The organism is Streptomyces sp. NPDC126497, assembly GCF_040302425.1.
Lineage (GTDB): Bacteria > Actinomycetota > Actinomycetes > Streptomycetales > Streptomycetaceae > Streptomyces.
In genome coordinates, this window is the sequence record NZ_JBEORT010000025.1 from 1 (window position 1) to 26,373 (window position 26,373).

Sequence of the window (26,373 nt, forward strand, 5' to 3'; positions counted from 1 at the left end):
TGGTCTCGAACGCGGCGGCGGCGGCGTCCACGGCGGCCGAGGCCTCCGCCTCGCCACCGTCGTAGAACGAGCCGACCACCGTGCCGTCGGCCGGGTTGACCGATTCCAGAACCGAGCCGGAGCCGGTCCACCGTCCGTTGATCCAGTGCTGCGCGATGGTGTTCATGGTCCGCTCCTCGTGGTCTCGCCCGGGTACCGGGCGGATTCGATGTCTCCACGAGAATCGCTCGGCCACCGTGCCGACAGCCTCCGTCAGCTGACTGACATCCGGCCGACGGCTCGCCTACGTCAGTACCGGGGCAGTGCTGAGACCCGACCGGTGGCTTTCAGTGGGCGTCAGGTCCGCTTCTGGTAGCGGCCTCGTCCGGGTCGAGTGAGGAAGCCTCGGGGTGAGGCGTCCGAGGCGGCTGCGGGTGATGCTGACGGATGCCTCGTCGGTGGGCGTGCCGAGGCGTTCGTGCAGTTCACGCGCTCGGAACTCTTGATCGGGGTGCTGGTTGAAGGTGTTCACGACGGCCTGGTGGGCGGTGTTCGTCCCGGGCGGTGCGGGTTGGCCTGAAGCCGGTGCGAGGTCGGCGACGACCTTCGGGCCGAGGCGCTCGACCAGTCCTCTGCGGCTGCAGCCGTGGGCATCGCCCCGGCCGCGCACCACCGGACAGGGCCTTCCCCTGACGCGCGGGGCGCCGAAGAAGAAACAGCGTCGGTGCGGCGGCTGATGTGACCGCGTGGCACCGGTGACCACCGTGGCCGTGTCATCGAAGCGGCGGACCGGGCCCGCTGCCGCTTCGGTCCGGTAGCCGCACCGCACGGGCCGGGTGTCATCGCCGCGGACAGGCTCCGGCAAGCCCCGTGGTCACGGGGTCGCCGGGTTTCGCGGCGACCGGGGCAGCAATGCGATCAGTGCCGTACTCAGCACGATGACCACTCCGGATCCGAAGAACGCACTCGCATACCCCGAGGTCAGCGCCTCCAGACCGGTCCCGGCCCGGTCGGTGCGGCTCGCGGCGAGGGACGACAGGACCGACAGCCCGAGTGCGCCACCCATGGTGCGCGAGGTGTTGACGAGACCTGCCACCACTCCCTCCTGTTGCGGGGGCACGCCCGTGGTGGCGAAGACGGACTGGAGGGTCATCATCACACCCGCGCCGAAGGAGAACGCGACGCCGGGACCGAGCAGGGTGATCAGGAAGGTGCCGTCGGCCTTCATGGCCGCCTGCCAGAAGAAGCCCGCCGCAGTCAGCACACCGGCGAGCGTGAGGAGCGCGCGTCCGCCGATCCAGCGCGTCATCCGGGGTGCGAGCTGGGCGGAGAGGACGACGGCGAGGGTGTGGGGCAACAGGGCGAGCCCGGTTTCCACAGCCGAGTACTTCAGCACGTTCTGCATGTACAGCGACAGGAAGAACCACATCGCGTAGAAGGCCATGCCGCTGACCATGGTGATGATGTTGGCCACGGATACCGATCGCACGCGGAAGACCCCGAGGGGGATGAGCGGTTCGGCCGCACGGCGCTCCACGGCGATGAACGCCCCCAGCGCCACGACGCCGAGGAGCAGGAATCCCAGGGCCGGTGCAGAGCCCCAGCCGTGCGACTCCGTCCGGGAGATGCCGTACGCCAGGCAGCCCGCGCCGAGCGTCGCCAGGACGGCTCCGGGAAGGTCGAGCTGGTGCCGGCCCGTCTGCCTGGTCCTGCCCTCGGCGAGCCACACCGCCGACGCCGCGATCACGATCAGCCCCAGCGGAACGTTGATCAGCAGGACCCAGCGCCAGGACAGATAGTCGGTGAGCACCCCGCCGATGACCCCGCCGGCCGCGCCGCCTCCCGTTCCCACGGCCGTCCACATCGCAATGGCACGGACGCGTCCGGTGCCTTCCGGGAAGGTCGTGGTGAGAATCGTGAGGGTGGCGGGCGACAGCACGGCCGCCCCGAGACCTTGCAGGGCGCGGGCCACGATCAGCATCCACGGCGAGGTCGCCAGCCCGCCCAGCAGACTGGCCATGGTGAAGACGCCGAGTCCGAAGACGAACACGGCCTTGCGCCCGAACAGGTCGGACGCCCGGCCGCCCAGCAACAGGAACCCGGCGAAGGCGATCACATAGGCGTTGACCACCCACTGCAGGCTTCCGGCACCGACGTCGAGACCCTCGCGGATGGACGGCAACGCGACGTTGATCACCGAGATGTCGAGGACGACGACGAACTGTCCCACGCAGGCGGCGAACACGGCGATCCACGTGGTTGTGCCGTCACGCCGCTCGCCCCGGGCGGAATCCGGTTCGGAAATCATGTGTGACATGACCCGCCATCCTGCCAGTGCCTCCGGGGCCGACGGCTGCATCCCGCCATCTCAGCGAACGGGCCGCACAGCCACGACGAGCAGATGACCGAACTCCTCGACGTCGGTCATGTCGGCCGGGTTGAACTGCTCGACCAGCTCGCCCCCGTAGTCGGCGGCCAGTCGCTGCGCGGAGCTGCTGATCCGCGCGGACAGCTCGATGAAGGTACGGCGCAGGGTGGGCTCACTGATGTCGGTCAGCTCCTCGAACCACAGCCCGGCCTGGCGCAGCAGGGGCGGGTAGTCCTCCGCCTGGACCATCGTCATCATGAACTCGCGCAGATACCGCTCGACGGCGGGCCGCCCCGCGTCGGGGATCGGCGCGCGTTCGAAGAAGTCGGTGAGCACCAGCCGCCCGCCCGGCCGCAGCACCCGGCCCACCTGGCGCAGGACGTGGGCGCGGTCGGGCATGTGGATGATGGACTCCAGGGCGATGACCGCGTCGAAGGAGTCTTCGCCGAAGGGCAGGTCCATCGCGTCGGCCCGTTCGAAACGGACCCGGTCCGCCAAGCCGCGGTCGGCGGCCAGCGCCGTGGCCCGCTCGACCTGTTTGTGGCTGATGGAGATGCCGGTGACGTCCGCCCCGGTGCGGTCGGCGATCCGCAGGGCGGGGCGTCCCGTGCCGCAGCCGAGGTCCAGCACCCGGGCGCCGGGGCGGATGCGCAGACGGTCCGTCATCAGGTCGGTCAGCCGGTCGGTCGCCTCCTCCAGCGGGACGGGACTGTCCGGGGTGTCCCAGTATCCGAAGTGCAGATTCTCGCCCAGCGTGGCACTGCCGAGGCCGGTATAGCGGTCGTAGAGACGGCCGACCTCGTCGGGGACGGGAAGGGTGGGCGGGGCGGGCTGCTGTGCCATCGGACGCCTTTCTGGGGTGCGAGAAGCCCGGGCTGTTGACGGGTTCCCGTGGTGTCAGGTGAGTTTGAGGTCCTGGTAGACGGCGTCGGCGATCCGCAGGATGCGTTCGCGGTGCCGCTCGTGCTCCACCTTGCCGTTGAGGTGGACGGCCACGGTGAGGCGGGCCTCCGGGTCGGCGAAGACGACGGCGGTCCACAGTCCGTCGTGGCCGAAGGCGCGCGGGGAGGCATGACGCGAGAAGCTTGTGTACTCAGGGCCGATCGAGCGGGATTCGAGACGGAGACCGAATCCCCAGTCGGCGTTTCCGTACCGGTCCGTCAGTCCGGTGCGATGACGGGCGGTGAGAGCAGCAACGGTCGTCGGCGCCAGGACGCGTCCGCCGGGGGCGTCCCCGGCGTCCAGCAGCATCTCGAACAGGCGGCCGAGGTCGCTGAGGGGACCTCGGGTGTTCACCCCGGGGACGCAGCGGGTGGTGGCGCCGCGCGTCGACCAGAAGTAGGTCGGTTGCGGTACGTCACCCAGGTTGGACACATGGATGAGCGGGAGCCGGTCGCCGAACTCACCATGCTCCTGGGGGGTCAGACACACCCGGGTGCGCTCCATGCCGCAGGGGCGCAGGATCTGCTGTTCGACGTAGGGGACGTAGTCGCGGCCGTCGATGGCGGGCAGCAGGCGGGCCAGCACGAACCAGGCCCACCACTGGCTGTAGTTGATGCCCGGCCGGTTCTCGGGGGACCTGAGCGGGACCTGCACGTCGAGGGCGCGCCGCAGCCGTTCCGCGTCCGGGCCCGTCACCACCCCGTGCAGCGGGTCCAGGCCCGTGGGCACCGGCCCGGTGTGGCAGAGCAACTCCATCGAGGTGATGCGGGACTTGCCCCTGGTGCCGAACTCGGGCAGGTAGTGGGCGACCGGGCGGTAGGGGTCGAAGTCCCCGGCCTCCCACAGCCGGCCGAGCGCGACCGACAGCAGCGGCTTGGCGCAGCAGTACCACAGGGGTGCGGACTGCGCGGTCATGGCGACGCCGGGCCGGGCCAGGCCGAGCCCGACGTCGGCCAGGACCCTGCCGTCCTGGGAGGCGTAGAACTGTGCTCCCGGGGTGGAGGTGCCCACCTCGCGGCGCAGCTCCCGCAGGGTGCCGGGCAAGGTGTCGGCGGCCCGGGCGAGGGCCTCACGGTCGGTCCGGGATGTGCCGGTCCCCCCCTCCTCGGTCTTCGGTTCGTCCCACGGTACGTGCCCCGGGGGTACGGCGGTGCCGGCGCGCAGGGCGGCGACATGGCCGCTGCGGTCGCGTTGCAGCGCCGCGTCGATGAAGAACAGCAGGCTGAAGTTGCCGGTGATCGTGACGTCGCCGCGTTCCAGCAGCTCCGCGCGTGGCCGCGCGGCGCCGAGCAGAAGGGTGTAGGCGGCGGTGTACGGGAGGGTGATCAGCAGCCCGGGTGGCTCTCCGGCCGCCGGGGTGACCGCGAGCCGGCCGGCCTCCAGGTCGACGCGCACGTCGACCGTGGCGTGGACGCCGGGGGGCGGGTCGGTGACCGTCAGGCGAAGGGCGACGGTGCTGCGCCGGCCGAGGTCGGGTGCGGGGCGCAGCCCGGCGGCCAGGGACAGCCAGGCGTCCGACAGATAGCCGGTGGTCGCGGTGGGCGCCGGCACGTCTACGCCTCCTCGATGTCCGTGCCGTGGGCCGACGTCGGCAGCCGCGGTGCGACTTCCTCGGCGAACCGGCGCAGGCTCTCGGTCTCCGGATAGTCGCGGAACCACAGGACGAACTCCGTCACCCCGGCGGCGGCATAGAGCCCGGCGCGTTCGAGGATCTGCTCGACCGTCCCGTACAGACTGCGCCGGGCCAGCAGGTCGGGGTGGTGGCTCCAGAACGCCACCACGTGCGGGGTGGCGAGCCAGCGGTCCCGGCTCACCCGGTCCTCGAAGACCCGGCACTCGGCCAGCAACGCATGCTGTGTCCGGGCCGGGTCCAGGCCGAGCTTCTCCCGTCGCAGCCCGAACTCCGTGACGGCGCGCGCCACTTCACCGGGCTCGCCCTGCCACTGCACCGCGGCGCACTCGCGGACCGCCGCCTCCGGCAGCAGGCCGGTGGCGTCGGGGCGGGCCGCGTCCACCCGGATCACCAGGGGCAACCGGGGCTGGACCGGGACGGGCACCGCGTGGGCGCCGGCGAGCGCGAACGTCTCACCGGTGACGCTGGTGCGGGTGCCGGACCACAGGGCCCGCAGTGCCTCGATCGTCTCGGTGAGGGCGGGCCCGGTCCCGGCCCCGTGGCGGGCGGTGCCCGCGGCGACGTGTTCCGGCAGATGCGGGGATGTCGGCAGTCCCAGGGTGAAGCGGCCGCCGGAGATGATGTCGACGCCTGCCGCCTGCTTGGCGAGCAGGAGGGCGTTGCGGTGCGGCGGAGCCGCGCTGAGCAGGCCAAGACCGAGGTCCGGGACGGTCGCCGCGAGGGCGCCGAGCGCGGTCCAGCACTCGGTCACCGGCTGCAGTTCCCGGCGCGGCAGGGTGTCCGTGCGGTCCTCAAGCCACAGCGTGTCGTATCCGCAGGTGCGGGCCAGCGCCGCGGTGTCGGCCAGGGTGCGCCAGGCGGCGGCTCCGTCGAGCCCGGCCAGTTCGAGGTTGGTGCCCTGCGGGGCGACGACGGCGAGGCGCGGACGCGGGGCTTCGATGCTCATCGGGCCGCCCCGCCGGGGACGAGCTCCAGCAGGTCCGCGGGACGCTCCAGGACGAAGTCGGGGCGCTCCGCCCGCAGGGGATCCGGTGCGGTCTCCCCCCACAGCGCCGCCGCGGTGGCCGTCCCGGCGGCCCGGCCGCTCTGGATGTCGATGACGGCGTCCCCCACCATCACGGCGTCATCGGGGCCGGCGCCGAGCCGGCGCAACACCTCGCGGACGATGTCGGGCGCGGGCTTGGGTCGCGGGACCTCGTCGCTGCCGACGACCGTGTCCAGCAGCGGAAGCAGACCCACCACCTCGAGGACGCTGCGCGCCCGTGCCCCGGACTTCCCGGTGGCGATGCCGGTGCGGATGTCGCACTCCCGCAGCCGTTTCAGCAGCAGGGGGACGTCCGAGTACACCTCGACCTCGGCGATGAGCCGGTGGCTGGCCTCGACGAAGGGCCGCTCCATCTGCGGGGGCAGGCCCATCAGGCGCATGATGTCCGGAAAGTAACGCCCTTGGTGGGTGCGGTACTCCTCGAACGGCGGCTCTCCCTCGCCCACGACCTCCCGGTAGGCGATGGCGAACGCCTGGCGCATGACCGCGAAGCTGTCGATGAGCACCCCGTCCAGATCGAAGACCACCGTGCCGAACTCACGCTGAGCCGTCATCTGCTCCCCGTTCCGTGATAGGCCTGACAGAAGCGTTCCCAGGTGCGCGGCGGATCGGGCCGCCGCGCCTCAGGTGCGGGCCACGACCTCGGCGAACACCTCGGCGAGCCGGTCCACGGTCGCGGCGTCGGCGAGCAGCACCCGGTGGTGCAGCCACACGCAGTCGCCGCCGATCTCCTCGGCCACCGGGCAGCGCTTGCCGATCTCGTCGGCGTCGCCGGAGTACGGGCCCTGCCAGTAGCCGGAGGTGCGGTAGACCGGGGGGAAGCCGACGAACGCGGGGATGCCGTGCGCGTTCAGCGCGTCCACCACGGCGGTGCGGCGCTCGGGCGTCACCCCGGGGAGCCGCACCATGGCCATGTAGTGCGACTTCACGTCACACCGGTCGTCCCGGCCCTGCGGCACCACACCGGGAATCCGTGCGAGCGCCGCCGTCAGTTGGCGCGAGCGCTGCTCGCGTACGGCGATCTGTGCCTCCAGACGTGTCAGTTGCGCCCGCAGGACAGCCGCCGAGAACTCGTTCATGCGGTAGTTGGAGCCCTGGGTGAGGTGGGCGTAGACCCGGTCGCCCGGCGGACGTCCGCAGCCGTGCCGCAGATAAGCCTGCCGGTGGCTCTCCTCGTCCGGCAGCAGCAGGGCGCCGCCCTCGCCGGCCGTCATCAGCTTGCCGTTCTGGAAGCTGAACGCCGCCATCCAGCCGAACTCGCCCATGCGGCGGCCGTGCCAGCGGGCCGCGTGCGCGTGCGCCGCGTCCTGGAGCACGGCGACTCCGGTCGCCTCGGCGAGTTTCGCCAGTGCGTCGAGATCCGCGACCTGGCCCGCCATGTGCACCGGCATGACGGCCTTGGTGCGCGGGGTGATGAGCCGTGCCGTGGCCTCGATGTCGAGGCAGTAGGTGTCCGGATGGACGTCGGCGGGCACCGGGACCGCCCCGAGCCGCTGGACGGCGAGCGAGGAGGCGATGAACGTGAAGGCGGGCACGACGACCTCGTCACCGGGGCCCACGCCGAGGACGGACAGCGCGAGTTCGAGGGCGTGCGTGCCGTTGGTGGTGGCGACGGCGTGCGGTGCCCCGTGCAGCTCGGCGAACTCGCGCTCGAAACCGTCCACTTCGCTGCCACCGTTGCGCCACCAGCCCTCCTGGTTCAGGGCGCGCAACAAACCCTCGCGTTCCTCGGCGCCGGCTTGCGGCCACGCGGGGAACGTCAGGGTGGGCTGGGCCGGATCGGATGACATAGGCGTGCCTCTCGTCGTCTCGGTCGGTGTGCGGCGCGCGGTACGGCGACGACTCCACGGGCGGCGTCCGGTCCGGCGGTGGACACGAGTCCCGGGCCGGGGGCGAGCCCGTCGTTCGCGGCGCTGAGGCGGAGCCTCTCGTGGCGTCGCGCTGACGAAGGAGTCCGGGCCGATACGACCCGGTCGAGCTGCGCTGACGGAAACGGGCAGACGGTGGAGGGGCGATCGGGGTCGCCCGGCGGTCCAAATCCTGCAAGCTCCGCCGAACGGCGTCAACACCGCGACGGAAGGGGCGAGTCCGCCACGGTCCGCACGGTAGTTTTTCTGCCACCCCCACGGCCGCCGGACCCCGGCCGGGACACCGCTGCGCACCGCACCGGGGCCGGTGTTCTCGGCCGTCGTGCCCGCGCCGGAGGAATGGCCAAATTGCATGCCTGAACCGAAATGCAAATCCCCCTATCGTGGTGCCCGCCGGGAAAGCCGACGATGCCCCGGGCACATTTCCATGCCGCCCGTTCGCGGTTCCTCCCGGGCCAGCGACTGTTCTGGACCGGCCGACAGCTCGCACCGAGGACGGTGCCCGCGCGGGCACCCCAGCCGCTCCCCTTCTGCCCGCCTTCCCTTTGCACTCCGCTCGTCCGGTTCGCGTTTCCCCGAAAGGACGCTCCGCCGTGGAAGAGATAAAGGCTCGGTTGCGCAAGGTGCTCGTGGACTCCCTGGAACTGTCCGTCGAGCCGTCCGGCATCCCCGACCACGGGCTCGTGCAGGCGCTGGGACTGGACTCGGTCAACACGATCGAGTTCCTGATCTGGGTCGAGAGCGAATTCGGGGTGGAGATCGCCGACGAGGACCTCTCGATCAAGCTGATCGACGACCTCGACCTGCTCGCCGCCTACGTCAACGACCGCATGGACCGCAGCGGCACGCCCGCCGTCTGACGAACGGAGACAGCAGACATGGCCGAGCGCGCCCTGATCATCGGGCTCGACGGAATGCCGCGCACCCTGCTGACCGAGCTCGCGGCGGAGGGGACCCTGCCCCGCATCGGCGAGCTGCTGGGCGAGGGGTACTGTGCCGAGCTGCGGGCTCCGGTGCCGGAGATCAGCTCCACCTCCTGGGCCACCTTCCTCACCGGGACCAACCCCGGCCGGCACGGCATCTTCGGCTTCACCGACCTCGTGCCCGACGGGGACTACCGGGTGCACTTCTCGAATCTGCTGCAGCTGCGCCAGCCCCCGCTGTGGGCGCTGACCGCCGCGGCGGGCGGCCGTACGGTGTGCCTCAACGTGCCAGGCACCTACCCCGCGCCGGTCGCCGACTGCGTCGTGGTCTCCGGCTTCGTGGCGCCCCGGATGGAGAACGCGGTCACCCCGGCCCGGCTGCTTCCGGTGCTGCGCGGCTTCGGCTACGAGCTGGACGTCGAGGTCGGTGATGTGGCCGAGGACCCCGAAGGGTTCCTCGGCCGGGCGGTACGGGCGCTGCGGGCCCGCACCGACGCCATGGAGCACCTGCTCACCCACGAGCCGTGGGACCTGGGGGTGGCGGTCGTCACCGAGACCGACCGGGTGCACCACTTCCTGTGGCGGGCGGTGGCCGACCCCGCCGACCCGCTGCACGGAGCCGTACGGGACTTCTACCGGCTGGTCGACTCCTGCGTCGGCCGGCTCGTCGACCTGTGCCGGGACGAGGACGAGCTGTTCCTCGTCAGCGACCACGGCTTCGGCCCCGTCGACCGGCAGTTCTACGTCAACTCCTGGCTGCGGGAGGCCGGTCATCTGGCTCCGCGGAGCGCCGCGCCCAAGCTCGCCGCCGGACTCGACGCGCGCACCGGGGCCTTCGCCCTCGACCCCGCGCGGATCTACCTGCACCGCAAGAGGAGGTTCCCGGGCGGCGGGCTCACCGACTCGGAGGCGGAGGAACTGGCCGAGGAGATCGCCGCCGAACTCACCGCCCTGCGCTTCGACGGGGAACGGGTCGGTGCCGATGTGGACGGACCCCTGCTGGTCTCCGCGGTGTACCGGTCGGAGGAGCTGTACCACGGTCCGCTGATCGGCCACGCCCCGGATCTGCTGGCGCTGCCCGCGCCGGGCGTGCAGCTGCGCGGCGGCTGGGAGGGCACGGCCCAGGTGCGCTCCGACACGCTGACCGGCACCCACACCCGCGAGAACGCGGTGTTCTACCGGCGTGGCGCCCGTGCCCCGCGGACGGCCGCCGGTGTGCCGCAGAAGCCGTTCGACATGGTGGACGTGGCGCCGACCGTGCTCGCCTCGATCGGCATCCGGCCGCTGGGGCTCGACGGCGCGGTCGTCCTCGGTGCCGGTGAGGAGGAACGGAAATGAGCCATGTGCTGTTGCTCAACGGCCCCAACCTCGGCACGCTCGGCACCCGCCAACCGGAGATCTACGGCACCACCACGCTGGCCCGGATCGAGGCCGAGGTGGCCAAGGAGATCTCCACACGCAACTGGGAGCTGGTCGCCGAACAGCGCAACAGCGAAGGGGAGTTGATCGACCTGCTCCAGCAGCACGGCGACGCGGTGGGCGCCCTGGTCAACCCCGGGGCGCTGATGATCGCCGGCTGGAGTCTGCGGGATGCGCTGGCCGACTTCGCGCCTCCTTGGATCGAGGTGCACCTGTCCAACGTCTGGGCGCGCGAGAGCTTCCGCCACATGTCCGTCACCGCCCCGCTCGCCGCGGGCGTGGTCATGGGCATGGGCGCACTCGGCTACCGCGTCGCCGCTCAGGCCCTCACCCAGCTGGTGTCCTCGGCGGGCGAGCCGGACTGACCCGCTGCGCCCCACCCCGACCCCCGTCCCCCAGAGAGGGAGGAATCGATGCCCCAGCCCGGCAGGGTGGCCGTGATCGGACTCGACTCGGCGACGCCGCAGCTCGTGTTCGACAGGTTCGCCGAGGACATGCCCGTCCTCAGTGCCTTGCGACAGCGCTCGCTGTGGGGCCCGATGCGCAGCGTCGACCCGCCCATCACCATGCCGGCCTGGTCGTGCATGATGTCCGGCCGCACGCCGGGAGAACTCGGGGTGTACGGCTTCCGCGACCGCGCCGCCCACGACTACGGGCCGCTCGCCTTCGCCACCTCGCACAGCATCAGGGCGCCACGGATCTGGGACGAGATGACGGCCGCGGGCCGGGACAGCGTGGTGCTGGGCGTGCCCGGCACCTACCCGCCGGCCCCGATCCGCGGCGCGATGGTCTCCTGCTTCCTGGCTCCCTCGACCCGCGCCGAATACACCTCGCCGCCCGATCTGCGTGACGAGTTGGAGAAGCTGACCGGCGGCTACGCGCTCGACGTGGAGAACTTCCGCTCGCCCGAGCTGGAACGGGTCTCCCAGCAGATCTTCGACATGAGCGAGCAGCGCTTCCGGGTGGCCCGGCATCTGGCCACCCGCCAGGACTGGGAGTTCCTGTCCTTCGTCGACATGGGCCCGGACCGGCTGCACCACGGCTTCTGGAAGTACTGCGACCCGGAGCACCCCCGCCACGAGCCGGGCAACCCCTACGAGAACCTGTTCCGCGACTACTACCGTGCGCTTGACCGGCACATCGGCGACTTCCTGGAGTGCCTGCCGGAGAACACCGCCGTCCTGGTGGTCTCCGATCACGGGGCGCAGCCCATGGTCGGCGGGCTGTTCATCAACGAGTGGCTGCGGCGCGAGGGGCTGCTCGTCCTGGCGAAGGAACCGGACGGGCCGACGCCGATGGCCAAGGCGCACGTCGACTGGAAACGGACCACGGCGTGGGCGGAGGGCGGTTACTACGGCCGGATCTTCCTCAACGTGGAGGGCCGCGAGCCCGAGGGCGTGGTTCCGGCGCGGGAGTACGACGACACCCTGGACCGCATCGCGAGCGCGCTGGAGCGGCTGCCCGACGACCAGGGCAACCCCATGGGCACCCGTGCCCTGCGCCCCCAGCAGCTCTACCCGGAGGTCAACGGCATCGCCCCCGACCTGCTGGTCTACGTGGGCAACCTGCGCTGGCGCGCGCTGGCCACCCTCGGCCTGGGCGAGGGGCTGTACACCACCGAGAACGACACCGGCCCCGACCACGCCAACCACGGCGACACCGGCATCTTCCTCCTCGACTCACCCGGCGTCACCCCGGGCCGGGCGGACGGGCTGTCGCTGTACGACGTGGCTCCCGCGCTACGGGAGCTGCTGGGCCTGCCGGGAGGCGGACGGCTGCCCGGGTGAGGCGGAAGGGCTCGGGCCCGTCAGGCCCGGCCCGCACGGGAGCCGGCCGGCTGCGCCACCCCTCCGGTGCGGGCCAGCAGTACGGCTCCGTGCAGGGAGGCGTCGGCGCCGTGGGCGGCGCGGCGGATCACGGGAGGGGCGACGCCGGGGCGGGTCAGCCGCCGGGTCTCCGCACGGATGCGACCGAGCAGGCCCGGTGTGCCGTGGCCGAAGCCGCCGCCTATGCGGATCTGGCGGCACTGGAGGAGTTCGCCGAGGTTGACGGCGGCGACCGCCAGCGCCGCCGCCGTCTGCCGCAGCGGGTCGGTGGCCCAGGGGCGGTCCTCGGCGAGCCCGGTGCGGAAGGCCGCCGCGTCCACCGGGGCGCCGCGCAGGGCGGCGGCTCGGGCGAGGGTCGCGGTGCCGGAGGCCACGGCCTGCAGGCAGCCGGCCCGCCCGCAGACGCAGACGGCGCCGCCGGGATCGATCACCATGTGGCCGATCTCGGCGGCGCCGCCGAACGGGCCGGTGTGCAACCGTCCGTCGAGGACGATGCCGCCGCCCACTCCGGTGCCCAGGCCCAGGTAGGCCAGGTCGGGCACGCCGGTGCGGGCGGCCTCCGCGAGGGCGGCCAGGTTTCCGTCGTCCTCGTGGAGCACGGGGATCCCCGGCAGCACCCGCCCCAGCAGCGCGTCGAGGCGCAGCCCGGCCCAGCTCGGCCGGGAGGGCCAGACGGTGATCCTGCCCTCCCGCACGGTGGCCGGCAGCGCGAGACCGGCCGCCCGTATCCCGGCGAGCCCCGCACAGCCTGCGTCGGCCGCGATCCGGGACACCGCCGAGGCGAGCGCGTCCAGATCGTCGTCGGCGCCGCCGTGCCGGGGCCAGGCGAACCTGAGCCGTGCCGGGGGCGCGGAGCCGGACCGCTCCAGGAGCAGCGCGGCCTTCGTGCCGCCGATGTCGATCCCGAGGTATGGCACCGGCCGGCTCCCGCGGTGGCGGACGGTCAGTCGGCCAGCGGTGCGAACAGGTCGACCGCGGTGCCGTCGGGGTCGAGGACGATGGCGTAACGCTGGCCCCAGACGGCGTCCCAGGGCGCGGCGTGCCCGACGTAGCCCGCGTCGACCAGCTCGGCGTACTTCGCGTCGACGGCCTGCGCGTCGGGGAACTCGAAGGCGACGGCGAACCGGTGGCTGCCGCTGGGCGCCTTCCACTCGGGGTCGTAGCTGCGGACCGTCTCCACGGTGTCCCAGGCGAGCCGCACCCCGCCGGGCAGCACGGTCTCGACGTGCGGCTGCGCGTCGGCCTCGGCGGGGATGTCCAGCCCGAGACGGCGGTAGAACGCCAGGGCCTTGGGCATGTCGTCGACGACGATTCCGAAGAGGGACAGCTGAGGGACTGCCATGAGTGGTGCTCTTTCCTTTGGAGTCGGGTTGTTCGGGTGGGCGCGGGCCGTCCCGGCGGTCAGCCGCGCTGGAGCCGCAGGCGTTCGCGCACCGCCTTCGGCAGGCCGGACGTCACGCGGTCGTAGGAGTGCTCCACCATCTCCTTGAGTTCGGGCGCCGGGACCGTGGAGTCGAGCAGGACCGTGTTCCAGTGCCTCTTGTTGACGTGGTAGCCGGGTCCCACCGCGGGGTACTGGTCACGCAGGTGCAGCGCCAGGTCGGGCTCGCACTTCAGAGTGACCTGCGCGGGCCCCTCGTCCGTGGCGTCCTGAAGGATGGCGAACACCTTGCCCTCGACCTTGAACACCGTGGCGCCGGGGCCGAAGGCCTCGTCGTCCGTGGCGTTCGGCAGCTCCAGGGCGAAGTCCGACAGTTCTTCAGGGGTCATGCCCGTCCTCTCGTCGCGGATGGGACCGGCGACGTGCCGGGAGGCACGCGACCGGCGGAGTCCGGCGCTCCGGTGGCGTCCGCCAGCCTAGGCCTTCCCTGTGGCGGTCGCGCCCAACACGCCTGCGGTCCGGGCACGATGGCCGAAAAAGTCCGGCACTGCGCCGGGGAGTGCCGCGGACCGTCACCGGGACGCCGCCACGCCCGGGCCCGCTCAGTCGGTCCGTTCCGTGGGCAGTGAGACCTGCGCCCAGATGCCGCCGTGGCTCACCACCTTGGTGAAGCGGTCGGTGAGCCGGTGGAAGAGGGCGCCCGGGGTGTCGTCGGGAGGGAAGGCGCCCGGGTCCAGTCCGCCCCACTGGTTGAGGGCCTGGACGAGGAGTGGGTCGACCGGCACCCAGACCCCGTCGACGCGGAACTCCGCCCAGCAGTGCGGGGTGGAGTACGGGGCTGCCACCAGCAGGCCGAAGGAGAACCGGGTCTCCAGGCCGCGCCGGCTGCCCTCGTGGACCAGCCAGGCCGCGGCGCCCCCGCAGTCCGACATGCGGGTGCGCCACATGAACTCGGGGTCCCAGCGCACCGCCTCGGGCAGCAGGAAGAACCCGATGTCCGCCACCTCCTGGAGCAGCTCCTTCACGTTCGGCGGGAGTTCGGGCCAGACGCGGTGGGCGGGGGTCGCCCGGAGCTCTCCGAGCCGGGCCTCCGCCGCGGGTCCCACGACCTGGCGCCTTTGGCCGTCGAGCAGGACGCCGTAGCGGCAGGGACCGGGATGGCCCGGGACCGGACAGGCGGAGACCACCTGGATGCGGTGACCCGGCATCTGGCCGAGCGCGGTCTGCCAGGCCTTGGCCCACGCGCGCATGGACCGGCTCTGCACCGAGAGCCGGCCGAGGTGCAGGGCCGCGTTGCCGAGGTCGTAGGCGTCGTAGAGCCGTTCGTCGCCCGCACCGACGTACGGTACGCCGGCGGCCGTAAGGGCGGCCAGCAGATCGGGGCGGACGCCGTGCACACGGCGGGCCTGCGCGGGCGTGACCGAAAAGCGCCGCTGACCATCGGGTACCTGGCGCAGGCGCCGCACGAGGTCCTCGATGCGTTCGGGGTCGGGGAGCCGGCGTTCGCGCGGCGCGCTGCCGACGGGCGTCACCATGGGGCAACCTCGGTCAGTCGATGTAGCCGAGGGCTTCGAGACGGCGGGCCACCTCGTCCTCCTCGTCAGGGCTGTAGGGAGCGGCGGGCGCCGGTGGCAGCCCGTGCCGCTCCAGCTCCCTCAGGAGGCGGTCCAGCGGATCCGGCTCGCCGGGCGGGACGACGATCGGCTCGGCGCCACGCGGCCCGCCGGTCACCTCGACGACGAGATCAGTGGCGTCCGGGCCGAGGGCGGCGCGCAGTTCGGCGGGCACGGCCGGGCCGGTCAGGACGGTCGCCCGGGCGCCGCGCTGCGCGACGAGGTCGGTGAGGCGCCGGGCGAGCGCCCGGCGGGCGGCGGTGTCACCGTCGGCGAATCCGATCAGGACACCGTCACGTTCGGTCATGGAGGGCAAGGCTGGTCCCTGGGGTTCAGGAGACGGCGACGCTCGGCTCGGCCGTCTCGGAGGGCTGGTACGGGGAGAACGCGGCCAGCTGCGGGACGACGTCCCGGGCGAACAGCTCCATGGAGCCGATCGCCTCGCCGCCGGTGACGTCACCGAAGACGAACTCGCCGAAGAGGGTGTTGAAGTGCCCCTCGCGGGCGGCCGCGGCGATGCGGTCGGCGACCGTGCGCGGCGAGCCGACGAAGATCAGGTTCTGGTCCATCAGGAACCGGAAGTCGTGGCAGCCGGCGAGGATGTCGGCGGTGCTCAGGCCGCTCGCCGGGGCGGGCCGGTCGGTCGAGCGGCGCACCGCGCCGTAGCGCAGGGTCTCGACGAAGGTGCGGGTCGCCTGCTCGGCCGCCCGGGCCTCGGCCTCGGCGTCCGTCTCGGCCACGTGCACGAGGCTCCAGTAGCCGATGTTCGGCACACCCGGTCGCCCTTCCTTGCGCCACCAGTCGACGTAGTGGCGGTAGACGACACCCATGGCCGCCCGCGGCACGATCATGGTCGAGCAGGTGTGTCCTCCGGTCCTCGCCAGGTAGCGCAGGGTCGCGCGGTCCGTGGTGGGGATCCACAGCGGCGGGTGGGGGCTCTGCTCGGCGCCGAACGACAGGGTGACGTCGCGCAGTCGGTGCACCGGTCCGTCGAAGTCGAAGGCGCCCTTGCTCGTGAACGCGGTGCGCAGCAGGTCGGCGCACTCCCGGGTGCGCTCCTTGCGGCCGGCGAAGTCGGCGCCGAAAGGCCTGAACGGCTGGTCGCTGACCCCGGAGGCGAGTCCCACCTCCAGTCGGCCGCCGAGCAGCTGGTCGAGGGTGGCGGCCTGCTCCACGATGTGCAGCGGGTGGTGCAGCGGCGGCACCCAGCCCATCGGCCCCACCCGGATGCGCTCGGTGCGCAACGCCGCGCCGGTGCAGAACACCGCGGGCGAGGACATCCAGCTCTCCTCCGGGGTGCAGTGGTGTTCGACGGAGAAGGCGTAGTCGAAGCCGAGCCGGTCCGCCGCCTCGACCTCCTGCCACAGTTCCTCGTACCGCTGACGGACGGTGAGGTTCTCCCGTCCCCATACATGGGTGAAGTACGCGAATTTCATGGGGTGCTCCGGGTTTCCGGGGTCGTCGGGGAAGGACCGGTGCGGCCGGCCGCCGCGTAGAGCCGGTCGACGCAGTGGGCGAGTACGCCGATCTCGGCCAGCGAGCCGCCGTCCGCCCCGGTCGTGGAGCGCGCGGGGTCGGTGAGCCGCCGGGCGAGGTCGTCGACGAGGCGTTCGTACTCGATGCCGACGGGTTCCTCGGGCAGCGGTACCTCGGTGCGTTCGCCGCGCCGCAGCACGGTCAGCGAGGAGCGCGGGACGCGGTGCGGGCTGAAGCCGAAGGTGCCGCGCAGGACGGCGACGCCCTTGGTGCCCTCGACGCTGAGGGTGGTGCTGTCCACCGCCTGGTGGGAGGCCCAGCGCGCCAGGACCGAGACGGCGACGCCGGTGTCGGTGAGCAGGAACCCGCGCGCGGTGTCCTCCACCGGGTCGCCCGCCGTGCGGGCCGGGGTGTCGCGGTCCCGGCCGCGCGGGCTCCAGTCGGCCGTGGCGTCGGTGTCCCCGAGCCAGTCGCCGGAGACGGCACCCAGAGCGGCCGTCACCCCCGGTCGGCCGAGCAGGTCGAGACCGACGTCCAGCAGATGCCATCCGAGGTCGAGCAGGGCGCCGCCGCCGGCCAGTCGGCGGTCGGTGAACCAGCCGTCGCGCTGCGGGATCCCGGACGCCCGGGTCCAGTCGAGGCCGAGGGCGCGCAGGTCGCCGAGCGAGGGCAGCAGCGCCGCGAGTGCCTGGACGTCGGCGCGGTGGCGGGCCGCGCTCCCGGCGTACACGCCCGCACCGCTCCGGGCGGCCTCGGCCAGGGACCGCGCCTCGGCGGCGGTGCGACAGACCGGTTTCTCCACGAACACCGGGACACCGCGGCCGAGCAGGGTGCGGGCGACGGGCACATGGAGGTGGTTGGGCAGGGCGACGACGGCGAGGTCCAGGGGCAGGCCGAGCAGGTCGTCCGGGCCGGTGCCGACGACGACGTCGCGTCCGGGAGGCACCAGGGCACGGGCCGCGGCGGGGTCGGCGTCCACGAGCGCCGTCACCTCGAACGCGGGGTGAGCCTCGAGCAGCGGCACCCAGACCGTGCGCGAAACCCAGCCCGCGCCGAGGACGGCCGTGCGCAGGCGCGGTGCGTCGGCCGCGCGTGACCGGGAACGTTCGGTGGCCACGGCGGAGCCGCGGGGTGCGTGGGCCGTGCCGGATATCAAAAGCGTGCACCGCCGTCCACGACGAGGGTGTTGCCGTTCACGTACGAGGCCGCCGGGGAGAGCAGGAACGAGACCGCCGCGGCGACCTCATCCGGTTCACCGAGCCGCCCGGCACCGATGAACTTCAGCACGAGGTCGCGCTCCTCGGGCGAGAAGTCCATGACCTCGGCCCGGATGGCTCCCGGCGCCACCACGTTGACCGTGATGCCGTGCTTTCCGACCTCGCCGGCGAGCGAGGCGGCCCACGGTTGCAGGGCGCCCTTGGTCGCCGCGTACGCGCTGTGCCCGGGCAGGCCGCTGGTGCCGGCCCGGGAGCCGAAGAGGACGATACGGCCGTAGCGGGCGCGCATCATCGGCTTCAGGCAGGCCTTGGCGAGGTTGACCGAGCCGGCCAGGTTGACGTCGAGCAGTCCGGCCAGGGTGTCGGCGTCGGTGGCCATGGCGAGGCGCCGGGTGCGCAGTCCGGCGGCTGCGACGAGGCCGTCGATCCGGCCGAACCGGTCGAGGGCGGCCGAGACGAGCGCGGACGGGCCACCCGGCGCCGACAGGTCGGCCCGGACGGGCACGAGCGTGCCGCCGGCCTCCTCGACCTGGGCGGCGAGCTTACCCACCCGGTCCTCGCCGCTGTGGTAGCCGGCCACCACGGTGGCGCCGAGTTCGGCAAGATGGCGGGCGCAGGCGCTGCCGATGGTCCCGGACGCTCCGGAGACCACGACGACTCGGCCGCGCTGTCCCATGGTTTCGGCGATACGGACGATGGGATCGTCCATCAGTCGGCCTCCTTGGCTAGGACGAGATGACAGGGGGAGCCTTCGAAGTGCAGGTCGCGGACGAGGTCCGCACCCGCATCGGCCAGGGCGGCGGTGAGCGCCGCGAGGGTGGGCCAGCGGGTGCCGCCGTGCGTGAGCCAGTCCAGCGCCAGTTCGGCGCCTTCGCCCGGCGCGCCGTCAGGGGTGCCGGAGGGCAGGAAGACGTCGTCGACCAGGAGCAGACCGCCGGGCTTCAGGGTCCGTAGCAGTGGCGCGAGGCGGGCGCCGCCGGCGGGGTCGTGGACGCTGTTGGCGACGACGCAGACGTCGGCGTCGCCCTGCGGCAGCTCGGGCCCGGTCGTGATCCGGCCGTCGGCGACGGCCGCGCGCACCGCTTCGCACACCGGGCCCGCAAGCCGGCCGGTCTGCCACAGGTGGCCTGTGGCCGTGGGGTCGGCGGCGAGCAGCCGCTCCAGGTAGCGGCCGGGCCCGGCGCTGACCTCCACCAGCCGGGTGCCGGGCCGCGGCCGGACCAGCCGCAGGCCGACGGCGGTGCGGGCGCGGGCGGAGGGGCCGCTCATGGCACCCTGGTAGACGCGCACCAACTCGGCGTCGTGCGGGCGCTGTTCGAACGAACGCTGGTGTACGCCCGTACGCGCCACGGCGGCCAACGCCTCCCGGCTCACCAGATCGCGGGAGAGTCGTTTCTCCAGCTCCACGAAGGCGGCGAGTTCGTCGGCGACGACGGCGGGGCCGTCGGGGGCGGGTGCGGTGGAGAGCAGACCGAGGGCCGTGGCGGTGTCCAGGAGCAGCTCCAGTGCCCGTGTGTCACAGCCGAGTTCGGTGCTGATGTCGGCGAGTTCGGCACCCTTGGCCAGGGCGCTCAGGGCGCCGAGGTCGTGGAGCGCGAAGAGCAGCTCGGACGCCTTGTAGGCGCGGGCGGCCCGCAGTGCACGCGGCGTGAGACGGTAGCGGACGGGGGCGGCGGCCTTGCCGGTGACGGTCTTCGGCAGGGCGGTGCGCAGCACGAAGGTGTCGGGGACCTTGTAGGGGGCGAGGTGCCGGGCCGCGTGGAGGCGCAGCTCCTCCTCGCCGGTCGTGTCGTCGGTCACGACGACCTCGGCGACCAGTCCGTCCTCGCCCTCGTGGGAGCGGCGTCGGGCGGCGACCCTCACGTCCTGTACGCCGCCGTGGGCGCGCAGCACCGACTCGATCTCCAGCGGCGCCACCCAGCGGGCGCCGCGCCGGACGGCGGTGCCCTCGCGGCCGAGGATGCGCCAGTGGCCCTGCTCGGGGACGGCCAGGTCGCCGGTGTCGTGCCAGTCGGGCAGCACGTCGGTGCGGATCTGGAGGATTCCGGGGCCGTCCGCGGTCACGGCGCGGGTGGTGCGGTCCAGGAGGCGGACGCCGACCCCGGGCAGGGGAGAGCCCACGCACAGCGGGGGCAGCCCGGCCGGGCCGGAAAGTACCGCGCCGAGTTCGGTGGACCCGTAGTTACGGGCGAGCCCCAGGCCATAGGCCTCGCGGAACAGCGCGTCGAGCGGGCCGTCGACCGGACCCGCGCCCGCCATGGCGATCCGCAGCCGGGGAGCCGGCGGGGCCGCTTCGGGCCCGGCGCGGCGGGCGCGCAGCCGCTGCCGGGTGGCCAGCAGCCGCGCGGTGGCGGGCACCAGGGCGACGACGGTGGCCCCGGTGGCGAGTGCGCGTGCCGTCTCGCCGAGTCCGGTGGGCGGTACGGGTCTCAGGGCGGCCCCCGTGAGCAGCGCGCCGCACATCCACCCGAGGGCGTACGCGTGCGAGAGCGGTACGGGCAGCAGCAGGACGTCCTCGGCGGTGAGGCCGACGCCGTCGCGGTAGCGGCGGGCCTCGGACAGCCAGCTCGCCTCGGGGCGCCAGACCAGTCTGGGGGCGCCCGTGGAGCCCGAGGTGGGCAGCAGGACGCCGGGTCCGCCGTCGGCGGGGGTGCCCGGGGTGCCGTCGAGCCGGGGCGGCCGGCCGGGCCCGTCGGCGGGCGTCAGCACCCGTCCGCCGCCGGCCAGCTCCAGCAGTCTGCGGACCTCGGGGTCGGGGGTGTCGGGTGCCATGGGCAGCGGCCGGGCGCCCGCGGCGAGCAGGCCGAGGAAGTGCACCACCCAGCCGGGCCCGTTGGGCAGCCGGAGCGCCACCGCCTCGCCCTCGGCACCCTGGGCCTTGAGGGCGTCGGCGACCTGCTGCGCCTCGGCCGTCAGCTCGGCCGAGGTGCGGCCGGGCAGGATCCCGGTGTCCGGGGCGAGGCGCCCGACGGCGTCCAGGAGCGTGTCCGGGGCCCGTTCGGCACCCTCAGCCATCGCTGCTCGCCAGGTAGTCGGCCTTGGCCCGCTCGATCATGCCGCGGATGCGGGGCGGGGCGTAGGTGGGGGCGGCACACAGCTCGTCGAGGGTGATCTCGTCCTCGAAGTACATGGAGAGCGTGTCCCAGGGGGTGAAGCAGCCGTGGCAGGCGCCCAGCCTCGGTTTGGGCGCCAGGAGGGCCTGGTAGAGGCCGCTGGAGCCGAGCCGGTCGAGCAGGTGCTCGGCCTCGTCGCCGAGGAGGTTGCCCATGTCGGAGAACCAGATGTTGGGGCAGGGGGTGACGACGCCGTCGCTGAAGCTGGAGACGACCAGCCGGGGCAGATGGCAGCGGAAGGTGCGCCTGCCCTCGTGGTAGAAGCTGAGCAGCCGGTCGAAGTAGGCGCGCGGCGGCAGGACCCGGCTGAACTCGTCGTGACGTTCGGCGAGTTCCTCGATATGGCCGATCTGGTCGCGGCGGACCGCGAACCTCTCGGCGTCCGGGCCGCGGACCGGGAAGGGGAAGAAGGTGGGCGCGGTGTCGAAGGCGGCGAGCCAGCCGGCGAAGTCGGACAGCTCGCCGACGCTGCGGTCGTTGAGGACGCCGTAGATCTCCACCGGCAGGCCGGAGTCGAGGATCCGGCTGACGGCTCGGACCACCTTGGTGTGCAGCGACTCCGACTGCACGCGGTAGCTGTTGCCCGGGTAGAGGTGGCTGTCCAGGGAGACCTGGAGGACGACGTTGCCCCAGGACCGCATGCGTTCGAGGTGTTCGTCGGTGACGAGCACGCCGTTGGTCTGGACGACGAGGACCTCGTACCGGGAGGACTGCTCCTGAAGGAAGTCCATGATGCCGCGGACCAGGAAGATCTCACCGCCGGTGACCTTCAGCAGCGGCAGGTCGAAGCGGTCACCGAGCCGGTCGGCGACGGTGTTGATGCGCCGGCCGAGGCCCGAGTCCGGGGAGTAGTCGTCGCGCTTGGGCGGGTCGAAGATGAGCTTGAGGGAGTGGCCCTCCTTGAGGTTGCTCTGCCCGGTCAGGCAGTAGGTGCAACTGAGGTTGCACGAGTCCTCGTTGATGACCAGGTCGTTGCCGATCAGCGGAAGCGGGGCGAGGGGCGGCATCTGGGGGTCCTTTCACGGTCGTCCGACGGGGCACGTGACTCGCGGTCGTACGCGGGGCCGGGGCACCGGGCCGGTGGACTGCTAGGGGCCGTCCGGCTCGGCGCCCAGCCAGTGGCGGTCGGCGTGCGGTGTCCCCGCCTCGGCTCCATGGGCGCGGGCCCGGGCGAGCAGGGCCCGGCGCAGCCCGTCCGGGCCGCCGAACAGAGCCTCGGCCTGGCTGGCGTAGTGCAGGGCGGCGACCAGCCAGCGCTCGACCTCGGCGTCGGTGAGGGACTGGCAGCGGGCCACGAAGCCGTGGTGGTCCCGCCTGCGCAAGGGATAGGGGAAGTCCTCGTACCAGGCGGTGCCGGGTACGGCGAGGCGCTCCACGGCGGCCCGGGAGACCACGTGGTCGACATGCCGGCCGGCGGCCAGGGGGGCGTGCACCCGGGTCCCGGGCGGGCACAGCGGACGCAGGGCGTCCCGGATCGCGCCGGGCAGATCGTCGTCGTCCGGGTGGCGCGCGGCGAAGACCCGGGGCGCCGAACGGTAACGGTACCGGCCGTCCGTGGTGCGCAGCGCGGCGTCGGTGAAGCCGAGCGAGACGTGCTCGACACCGAGTTCGCCGAGCGCGGCACGGTCCTCACGACGCCGGACCGCGGGCCGGGCGACGTACCGCCAGGCGTCGGGGTCGTCGGGCGAGGGCGTGCCGGGGGACGGGAGGCGGCGGCGCAGCAAGGGGTGGGCGTCGTGCCGCCGGGCACCGGGCGGGGCGAGGGCGTCGGCGGCGGGGTGGTAGGGGACGGCGCGGGCGGCATCCCGCTCCGCGCCGTGCGCGTCGAGTGCGCCGGGGACCGCGGTGCCGCGCGGGTCGGGGTCGTCGGCGGCCGCGGCTCGGCGGTGCGGCAGGGAGTGGGCCTGCCGCCGAGTCCGGTACGTGTCGGTCGGACCGGGTGCCGGGGAATCCGCTTCCGGGGCCGGAAGGCGCACGGGGTGAGCGGCGTGCCGCCCGGCGCCGGGGGCGGCGGAGCGGCGCGCGCCGGCGGCGTCCGGTGCCGCCTCCTCCGACACGGACCCGGATGCCGGCGCGGAGCCGGTTGCCGGCGCGACCGCAGGACCGGCCTCCGGCTCCGGCCCGTCGAAGATCGTGACCACCGTGACCGGGACCCCCTGCGCGACCCAGTGGGCGAGCCGGCCGCCGAGAGACCACACCGCGTCGTCCGGGTGCGGGGAGACCACCAGCTGGGCGCGGGCCTCGCGCTGCGCGCTCATCGGGTGCCGGTCGGCCGGGCCCCGGCCGCCTCGGCCCGGACCGCGGCCACATAGCGCTCCGGGGTGCCGTCGGGGCCGAGCAGGGCGGTCAGGGCGCGTACCCCGGGCAGGGGGTGCAGCACCGCGAACCGCTCCATGTTCCGCCCGTGCTGGTGCCAGCGGTCCGGCCGGGCGTGGCTGAGATGGATGCCGTACGCCTCGGGCACCAGGGCGCGCCGCAGCCCCGCGGCGTGCAGCCGCACCCCGAACTCGATGTCCTCACAGCCCCAGTCGCGCCCGAACCCCTCGTCGAAGCCGCCCGCGGAGTGCCACGCCTCTTTCTCCACAGCCGAGTTGGCGCCGACGAAGCCGAGCCAGGCGGCGACGTCCGGCAGGGTTCCCGCGTCCATCGCCTCGACGGCGCGCTCCAGGGCGTTCGCCATCGTGCGGCGCAGGGGATCCGGGCCGCGGGCGTCCGGAGCGGATCCGGTCAGCTCGGCGGCGGTCCGCTGGATCTCGGGCCAGGGCGCGTCCGCCAGCGCTGTCAGCAGCCGTGCCGCCGTGGGGAGTTCGCGCATCCGGCCGTGCAGGAAGACCCCGGGCCGGGCGGCGTCGGCGTACGCCCGCAGGAAACGGGGGCCGATGACGACGTCGGCGTCGAGGAAGACCAACCAGGCGGCCTCGGCCACGCCGGCACCGGTGTTGCGGACGGCCGCCCGCCCTCGTCCGGGGCCGGGCACCACGCGCAGCGGCAGCCGGTCGCGAGCCTCGGCGAGGACCTCGACGAGTGCCGGACGCCCCTCGGGTGCGTTGTCGTCGACCACGATCACCTCGTGGGCGGGTGCGTCGGTCTGGGCTGCGAGACAGGCGAGCGTGAGGCGCAGCCGCTGGTGGTCGCCCCGGGTGGGGACCACCACCGACAGGGTGAGCGGAGCGGATGGCAGGTGCGGGGACATGCATCGGCCTTTCCGTGGACAGGGGAACCAGCACTGCCCGGCACATCCCGGCGCGCTCCGGAGCGCGGGAAACCAGGCGGGTGCGCCGCGGAAATCGACGTGAACGACAGAGGAAGACGCGGGATGACGCCGGACCGTCCGCGAAGAGCCCGCCTGGGAAGGTTCCATCGACGAAGCTGGGGAAGTCAACCGGGCATGCTGAATTTCGGAAAGGCCACCTGCCCGGAAAGCACGCGCGGACACCAAAGCGATCACTCCGGGCGATTCGTTTTGGCCATAACCGCAGGAGATCCGATCCGTGTCCAGCACATCCGGAAGGAGCTGTTCATGTGCGTCGTCGGTCTCCCCGAACCGAACGGCGGAACAGGAACGGAACGGCGTCCGATCCTCGGTTTTCGGTCAAGGTGCCCCTGACAAAGGTCTTTCGCAGGATGCCGGTCTGCTTCAGTGTTACGGTCAGGTCCGATCACCGGCGACACCGCTGGAGGCAATCACGTGCCACCCTCGCCGCTCGCCCTCGTCATCGGAATCGACGGGGGCACGTTCGATCTCATCGACCCCTTGGTGGAGCGGGGACTGCTCCCGAACATCGGAAGTCTCCTGACCGCCTCGGCCAGCAGCAGGACCACCTGCACCTGGCCGGCCCACACCGCTCCCGGCTGGTCCACCTTCGTCAGCGCGGCGGACCCCGGCAACCACGGCATCTACCAGTTCTACGACACCCAGGACCCCGGCTACGGCGCCCGGATCACCCAGGCCGGCGATCTGGGGCGGTCCTCGGCATGGGACTGGCTCGCGGCACAGTCGTACACGCTCGGGCTCGTCAACATCCCGATGTCCCACCCGCCGGCCGACCTGCCCGGTTACCAGATCACCTGGCCCCTGGAGCGCACTCTGCGGCACTGCCGCCCCGACTCGCTGCTGCGCGAACTCGCCACGGCCCGGGCGCACTTCCAGTCCGACCTCGCCACGATGTTCCGCGGGGACATGGGCTACCTGGATCAGGCCGAGCGCAATGTCGAGGCCCGGATCCGGTCCGTGCGGCATCTGATGACCACCCGGCCCACGGACGTCGTCATGGTCGTCCTGACCGAAGCCGACCGGGTCGGGCACCACTACTGGCACTACGAGGACACGGGGCACCCCCGGCATCAGGACGCCCCGGCGGACAGTGGCTGGGAGCGGGCCCTCACCCGGATCTACCAGGCGTTGGACACCGCGGTGGGCGAGCTGCTGACGCTGGTGGACGAGGACACCGTGGTGACGCTCGTCTCCGACCACGGTCTGGGCCGGGGCCGGTACGCGTTCTCCGTGCACCAGGTGCTCGAGGAGGCGGGACTGCTCGCCACCGAGCCCGGCGAGGGGCCCGCTGAGGGCACCGCAAGCTGGTTCGCCGACGGCGGGCGGCGGGTGGACTTCTCCCGGACGGCCGTCTACATGCCGGTCCCCGGCTCCTACGGCCTCAACCTCAATCTCAAGGCGCGGCAGCACCGGGGCACCGTTGCGCCCCGGGACCGGGACCGGGTCACCGCGGAGGTGACCGACCTGCTCGGCACGCTGAAGGGCCCCACCGGCGACCCGGTCTTCCGGGCGGTCCTGCCCCGGCAGGAGGCCTATCCGGGCGGCAACGTCGAGCTCGCGCCCGATCTGCTGCTGGTCCCGGCGGACGAGTCCGTGCTGCCGGTCACCTCGCTGACCGGCACGCTGTGGACTCCCAGCGCCCAGAGCGGACTCCACCGGCACGAGGGCATCTGGGCGCAGCGCTCACCCCGCGTCCGCCCGGGCCGGCTGCCCGGCACGATCCCGCTGACCGACGCCATGCCCACGCTGCTGACGGACCTCGGGGCCGCCTGGCCGCAGGACGTCGACGGCCGCCCGCGCACCGAGGTGTTCACCGGTGACGTGCCGGTCCCCCCGACGGACCGGCGCCTGGCCCTGCGCAACGCCGCGCCGTCCGCGCCCGGCCCGGCGGACGCGACGCAGGACGCGGGCGAGGACGACTACACCAGCAGCCGGCTGCGCGAGATGGGCTACCTGTAAGCGATCACCGACACGAAGGGATGCGCGACATGGAACCAGAGGAGACGAAGGCCCGGCTGCGCAAGGTGCTCGTCGACTCCCTCGAACTGTCCCTCGAGCCGTCCGAGGTCCCTGACAAAGGGCTCGTCCAGGCGCTGGGACTGGATTCGGTCAACACCATCGAGTTCCTGATCTGGGTGGAGAGCGAGTTCGGGGTGGAGATCGCCGACGAGGACCTCTCGATCAAGCTGATCGACGACCTCGACCTGCTCGCCGAGTACGTCAACAGCCGGGTGCAGAAGGGCGAGCCCGCCAACGAGCCGGCCTGAGCGCCCGGACCCCCGCCTCCTGGGAGAGT

General features: G+C 73.0%; 24 protein-coding genes. 6 read left to right on the plus strand and 18 right to left on the minus strand.

Annotated elements, in window-relative coordinates; translation table 11 throughout:
* Positions 1 to 853: 853 nt before the first annotated feature.
* From ABTY20_RS14035 to ABTY20_RS14060, 6 genes are all read right to left on the minus strand, one after another.
* A complete protein-coding gene (locus tag ABTY20_RS14035; protein WP_351997240.1) occupies positions 854 to 2,296 on the minus strand; it encodes an MFS transporter in 1,443 nt (480 codons plus the stop codon).
* 51 nt (positions 2,297 to 2,347) lie between these two features.
* The gene (locus tag ABTY20_RS14040; protein ID WP_351997241.1) at positions 2,348 to 3,190 is read right to left on the minus strand and encodes an SAM-dependent methyltransferase; all 843 of its coding nucleotides are present in this window, start codon (positions 3,188 to 3,190) and stop codon (positions 2,348 to 2,350) included.
* 54 nt (positions 3,191 to 3,244) lie between these two features.
* Complete coding sequence (locus ABTY20_RS14045) at positions 3,245 to 4,840, minus strand: serine hydrolase domain-containing protein (protein ID WP_351997242.1); 1,596 nt, start codon at positions 4,838 to 4,840, stop codon at positions 3,245 to 3,247.
* A gap of 2 nt (positions 4,841 to 4,842) precedes the next feature.
* Positions 4,843 to 5,868, minus strand: a complete 1,026-nt coding sequence (locus ABTY20_RS14050) for an LLM class flavin-dependent oxidoreductase (RefSeq protein WP_351997243.1) — start codon at positions 5,866 to 5,868, stop codon at positions 4,843 to 4,845.
* Positions 5,865 to 6,521 (minus strand): HAD-IA family hydrolase, encoded by a 657-nt coding sequence (locus tag ABTY20_RS14055; RefSeq protein WP_351997244.1) that lies wholly within the window; start codon positions 6,519 to 6,521, stop codon positions 5,865 to 5,867. Before ABTY20_RS14055 ends, ABTY20_RS14050 begins: the two co-directional genes overlap by 4 nt.
* A 69-nt stretch (positions 6,522 to 6,590) precedes the next feature.
* Positions 6,591 to 7,757 carry an aminotransferase class I/II-fold pyridoxal phosphate-dependent enzyme gene (locus tag ABTY20_RS14060; protein ID WP_351997245.1) on the minus strand — a complete coding sequence of 389 codons (1,167 nt, stop codon included), beginning with the start codon at positions 7,755 to 7,757 and terminating at the stop codon, positions 6,591 to 6,593.
* Between the two features lie 671 nt (positions 7,758 to 8,428).
* Between ABTY20_RS14060 and ABTY20_RS14065 the strand changes: the two genes are divergently transcribed.
* From ABTY20_RS14065 to ABTY20_RS14080, 4 genes are read left to right on the plus strand one after another with little or no spacing between them, the layout of a single operon-like run.
* On the plus strand, positions 8,429 to 8,695 hold the full coding sequence (locus ABTY20_RS14065; RefSeq protein ID WP_351997246.1) for a phosphopantetheine-binding protein: 267 nt from the start codon (positions 8,429 to 8,431) through the stop codon (positions 8,693 to 8,695).
* 18 nt (positions 8,696 to 8,713) lie between these two features.
* A complete protein-coding gene (locus ABTY20_RS14070; protein WP_351997247.1) occupies positions 8,714 to 10,096 on the plus strand; it encodes an alkaline phosphatase family protein in 1,383 nt (460 codons plus the stop codon).
* Entirely contained in the window at positions 10,093 to 10,542 is a 450-nt protein-coding gene (locus ABTY20_RS14075) for a type II 3-dehydroquinate dehydratase (RefSeq protein WP_351997248.1), read from the plus strand. Before ABTY20_RS14070 ends, ABTY20_RS14075 begins: the two co-directional genes overlap by 4 nt.
* Positions 10,543 to 10,590: 48 nt before the next feature.
* Positions 10,591 to 11,964: an alkaline phosphatase family protein gene (locus ABTY20_RS14080; RefSeq protein WP_351997249.1), complete on the plus strand. Its 1,374-nt coding sequence runs from the start codon at positions 10,591 to 10,593 to the stop codon at positions 11,962 to 11,964.
* Positions 11,965 to 11,984: 20 nt separating this feature from the next.
* Here ABTY20_RS14080 and ABTY20_RS14085 read toward each other — a convergent pair whose 3' ends face one another.
* From ABTY20_RS14085 to ABTY20_RS14140, 12 genes are all read right to left on the minus strand, one after another.
* On the minus strand, positions 11,985 to 12,920 hold the full coding sequence (locus ABTY20_RS14085) for an ROK family protein (protein WP_351997250.1): 936 nt from the start codon (positions 12,918 to 12,920) through the stop codon (positions 11,985 to 11,987).
* Positions 12,921 to 12,946: 26 nt separating this feature from the next.
* Positions 12,947 to 13,345 carry a VOC family protein gene (locus ABTY20_RS14090; RefSeq protein WP_351997251.1) on the minus strand — a complete coding sequence of 133 codons (399 nt, stop codon included), beginning with the start codon at positions 13,343 to 13,345 and terminating at the stop codon, positions 12,947 to 12,949.
* 59 nt (positions 13,346 to 13,404) lie between these two features.
* On the minus strand, positions 13,405 to 13,773 hold the full coding sequence (locus tag ABTY20_RS14095) for an MmcQ/YjbR family DNA-binding protein (protein WP_351997252.1): 369 nt from the start codon (positions 13,771 to 13,773) through the stop codon (positions 13,405 to 13,407).
* Positions 13,774 to 13,986: 213 nt separating this feature from the next.
* Positions 13,987 to 14,919, minus strand: a complete 933-nt coding sequence (locus tag ABTY20_RS14100) for a transglutaminase-like domain-containing protein (protein WP_351997253.1) — start codon at positions 14,917 to 14,919, stop codon at positions 13,987 to 13,989.
* A 13-nt stretch (positions 14,920 to 14,932) separates the two neighbouring features.
* Positions 14,933 to 15,304 (minus strand): hypothetical protein, encoded by a 372-nt coding sequence (locus tag ABTY20_RS14105; protein WP_351997254.1) that lies wholly within the window; start codon positions 15,302 to 15,304, stop codon positions 14,933 to 14,935.
* 25 nt (positions 15,305 to 15,329) lie between these two features.
* Positions 15,330 to 16,433: an LLM class flavin-dependent oxidoreductase gene (locus tag ABTY20_RS14110; protein WP_351997255.1), complete on the minus strand. Its 1,104-nt coding sequence runs from the start codon at positions 16,431 to 16,433 to the stop codon at positions 15,330 to 15,332.
* The gene (locus ABTY20_RS14115; RefSeq protein ID WP_351997256.1) at positions 16,430 to 17,590 is read right to left on the minus strand and encodes a Gfo/Idh/MocA family protein; all 1,161 of its coding nucleotides are present in this window, start codon (positions 17,588 to 17,590) and stop codon (positions 16,430 to 16,432) included. The genes ABTY20_RS14110 and ABTY20_RS14115 overlap by 4 nt, the downstream gene beginning before the upstream one ends.
* A 35-nt stretch (positions 17,591 to 17,625) precedes the next feature.
* Positions 17,626 to 18,399 carry an SDR family NAD(P)-dependent oxidoreductase gene (locus ABTY20_RS14120; protein ID WP_351997257.1) on the minus strand — a complete coding sequence of 258 codons (774 nt, stop codon included), beginning with the start codon at positions 18,397 to 18,399 and terminating at the stop codon, positions 17,626 to 17,628.
* Positions 18,399 to 20,705, minus strand: coding sequence for an AMP-binding protein (locus ABTY20_RS14125; RefSeq protein WP_351997258.1), 2,307 nt, complete (start codon positions 20,703 to 20,705; stop codon positions 18,399 to 18,401). The genes ABTY20_RS14120 and ABTY20_RS14125 overlap by 1 nt, the downstream gene beginning before the upstream one ends.
* Entirely contained in the window at positions 20,698 to 21,810 is a 1,113-nt protein-coding gene (locus tag ABTY20_RS14130; RefSeq protein WP_351997259.1) for a radical SAM protein, read from the minus strand. Before ABTY20_RS14130 ends, ABTY20_RS14125 begins: the two co-directional genes overlap by 8 nt.
* Before the next feature lie 81 nt (positions 21,811 to 21,891).
* Positions 21,892 to 23,061 carry a PIG-L family deacetylase gene (locus ABTY20_RS14135; RefSeq protein WP_351997260.1) on the minus strand — a complete coding sequence of 390 codons (1,170 nt, stop codon included), beginning with the start codon at positions 23,059 to 23,061 and terminating at the stop codon, positions 21,892 to 21,894.
* A complete protein-coding gene (locus ABTY20_RS14140; RefSeq protein ID WP_351997261.1) occupies positions 23,058 to 23,996 on the minus strand; it encodes a glycosyltransferase family 2 protein in 939 nt (312 codons plus the stop codon). Before ABTY20_RS14140 ends, ABTY20_RS14135 begins: the two co-directional genes overlap by 4 nt.
* Positions 23,997 to 24,491: 495 nt before the next feature.
* Here ABTY20_RS14140 and ABTY20_RS14145 point away from each other — a divergent pair, with 495 nt between their 5' ends.
* Both ABTY20_RS14145 and ABTY20_RS14150 read left to right on the plus strand, forming a co-directional pair.
* Positions 24,492 to 26,036: an alkaline phosphatase family protein gene (locus tag ABTY20_RS14145; protein WP_351997262.1), complete on the plus strand. Its 1,545-nt coding sequence runs from the start codon at positions 24,492 to 24,494 to the stop codon at positions 26,034 to 26,036.
* Positions 26,037 to 26,065: 29 nt separating this feature from the next.
* The gene (locus tag ABTY20_RS14150) at positions 26,066 to 26,344 is read left to right on the plus strand and encodes an acyl carrier protein (RefSeq protein ID WP_351997263.1); all 279 of its coding nucleotides are present in this window, start codon (positions 26,066 to 26,068) and stop codon (positions 26,342 to 26,344) included.
* Positions 26,345 to 26,373: the final 29 nt, after the last annotated feature.

Bases quoted from the DNA above. Each gene is read 5' to 3' on its own strand.
- ABTY20_RS14055 (WP_351997244.1), bottom strand. From the start codon at position 6,521: ATGACGGCTCAGCGTGAGTTCGGCACGGTGGTCTTCGATCTGGACGGG.
- ABTY20_RS14070 (WP_351997247.1), top strand. From the start codon at position 8,714: ATGGCCGAGCGCGCCCTGATCATCGGGCTCGACGGAATGCCGCGCACC.
- ABTY20_RS14130 (WP_351997259.1), bottom strand. From the start codon at position 21,810: ATGCCGCCCCTCGCCCCGCTTCCGCTGATCGGCAACGACCTGGTCATC.
- ABTY20_RS14120 (WP_351997257.1), bottom strand. From the start codon at position 18,399: ATGGACGATCCCATCGTCCGTATCGCCGAAACCATGGGACAGCGCGGC.
- ABTY20_RS14080 (WP_351997249.1), top strand. From the start codon at position 10,591: ATGCCCCAGCCCGGCAGGGTGGCCGTGATCGGACTCGACTCGGCGACG.
- ABTY20_RS14035 (WP_351997240.1), bottom strand. From the start codon at position 2,296: ATGTCACACATGATTTCCGAACCGGATTCCGCCCGGGGCGAGCGGCGT.
- ABTY20_RS14140 (WP_351997261.1), bottom strand. From the start codon at position 23,996: ATGTCCCCGCACCTGCCATCCGCTCCGCTCACCCTGTCGGTGGTGGTC.
- ABTY20_RS14110 (WP_351997255.1), bottom strand. From the start codon at position 16,433: ATGAAATTCGCGTACTTCACCCATGTATGGGGACGGGAGAACCTCACC.
- ABTY20_RS14050 (WP_351997243.1), bottom strand. From the start codon at position 5,868: ATGAGCATCGAAGCCCCGCGTCCGCGCCTCGCCGTCGTCGCCCCGCAG.
- ABTY20_RS14075 (WP_351997248.1), top strand. From the start codon at position 10,093: ATGAGCCATGTGCTGTTGCTCAACGGCCCCAACCTCGGCACGCTCGGC.
- ABTY20_RS14095 (WP_351997252.1), bottom strand. From the start codon at position 13,773: ATGACCCCTGAAGAACTGTCGGACTTCGCCCTGGAGCTGCCGAACGCC.
- ABTY20_RS14105 (WP_351997254.1), bottom strand. From the start codon at position 15,304: ATGACCGAACGTGACGGTGTCCTGATCGGATTCGCCGACGGTGACACC.
- ABTY20_RS14060 (WP_351997245.1), bottom strand. From the start codon at position 7,757: ATGTCATCCGATCCGGCCCAGCCCACCCTGACGTTCCCCGCGTGGCCG.
- ABTY20_RS14125 (WP_351997258.1), bottom strand. From the start codon at position 20,705: ATGGCTGAGGGTGCCGAACGGGCCCCGGACACGCTCCTGGACGCCGTC.
- ABTY20_RS14150 (WP_351997263.1), top strand. From the start codon at position 26,066: ATGGAACCAGAGGAGACGAAGGCCCGGCTGCGCAAGGTGCTCGTCGAC.
- ABTY20_RS14040 (WP_351997241.1), bottom strand. From the start codon at position 3,190: ATGGCACAGCAGCCCGCCCCGCCCACCCTTCCCGTCCCCGACGAGGTC.
- ABTY20_RS14090 (WP_351997251.1), bottom strand. From the start codon at position 13,345: ATGGCAGTCCCTCAGCTGTCCCTCTTCGGAATCGTCGTCGACGACATG.
- ABTY20_RS14135 (WP_351997260.1), bottom strand. From the start codon at position 23,061: ATGAGCGCGCAGCGCGAGGCCCGCGCCCAGCTGGTGGTCTCCCCGCAC.
- ABTY20_RS14100 (WP_351997253.1), bottom strand. From the start codon at position 14,919: ATGGTGACGCCCGTCGGCAGCGCGCCGCGCGAACGCCGGCTCCCCGAC.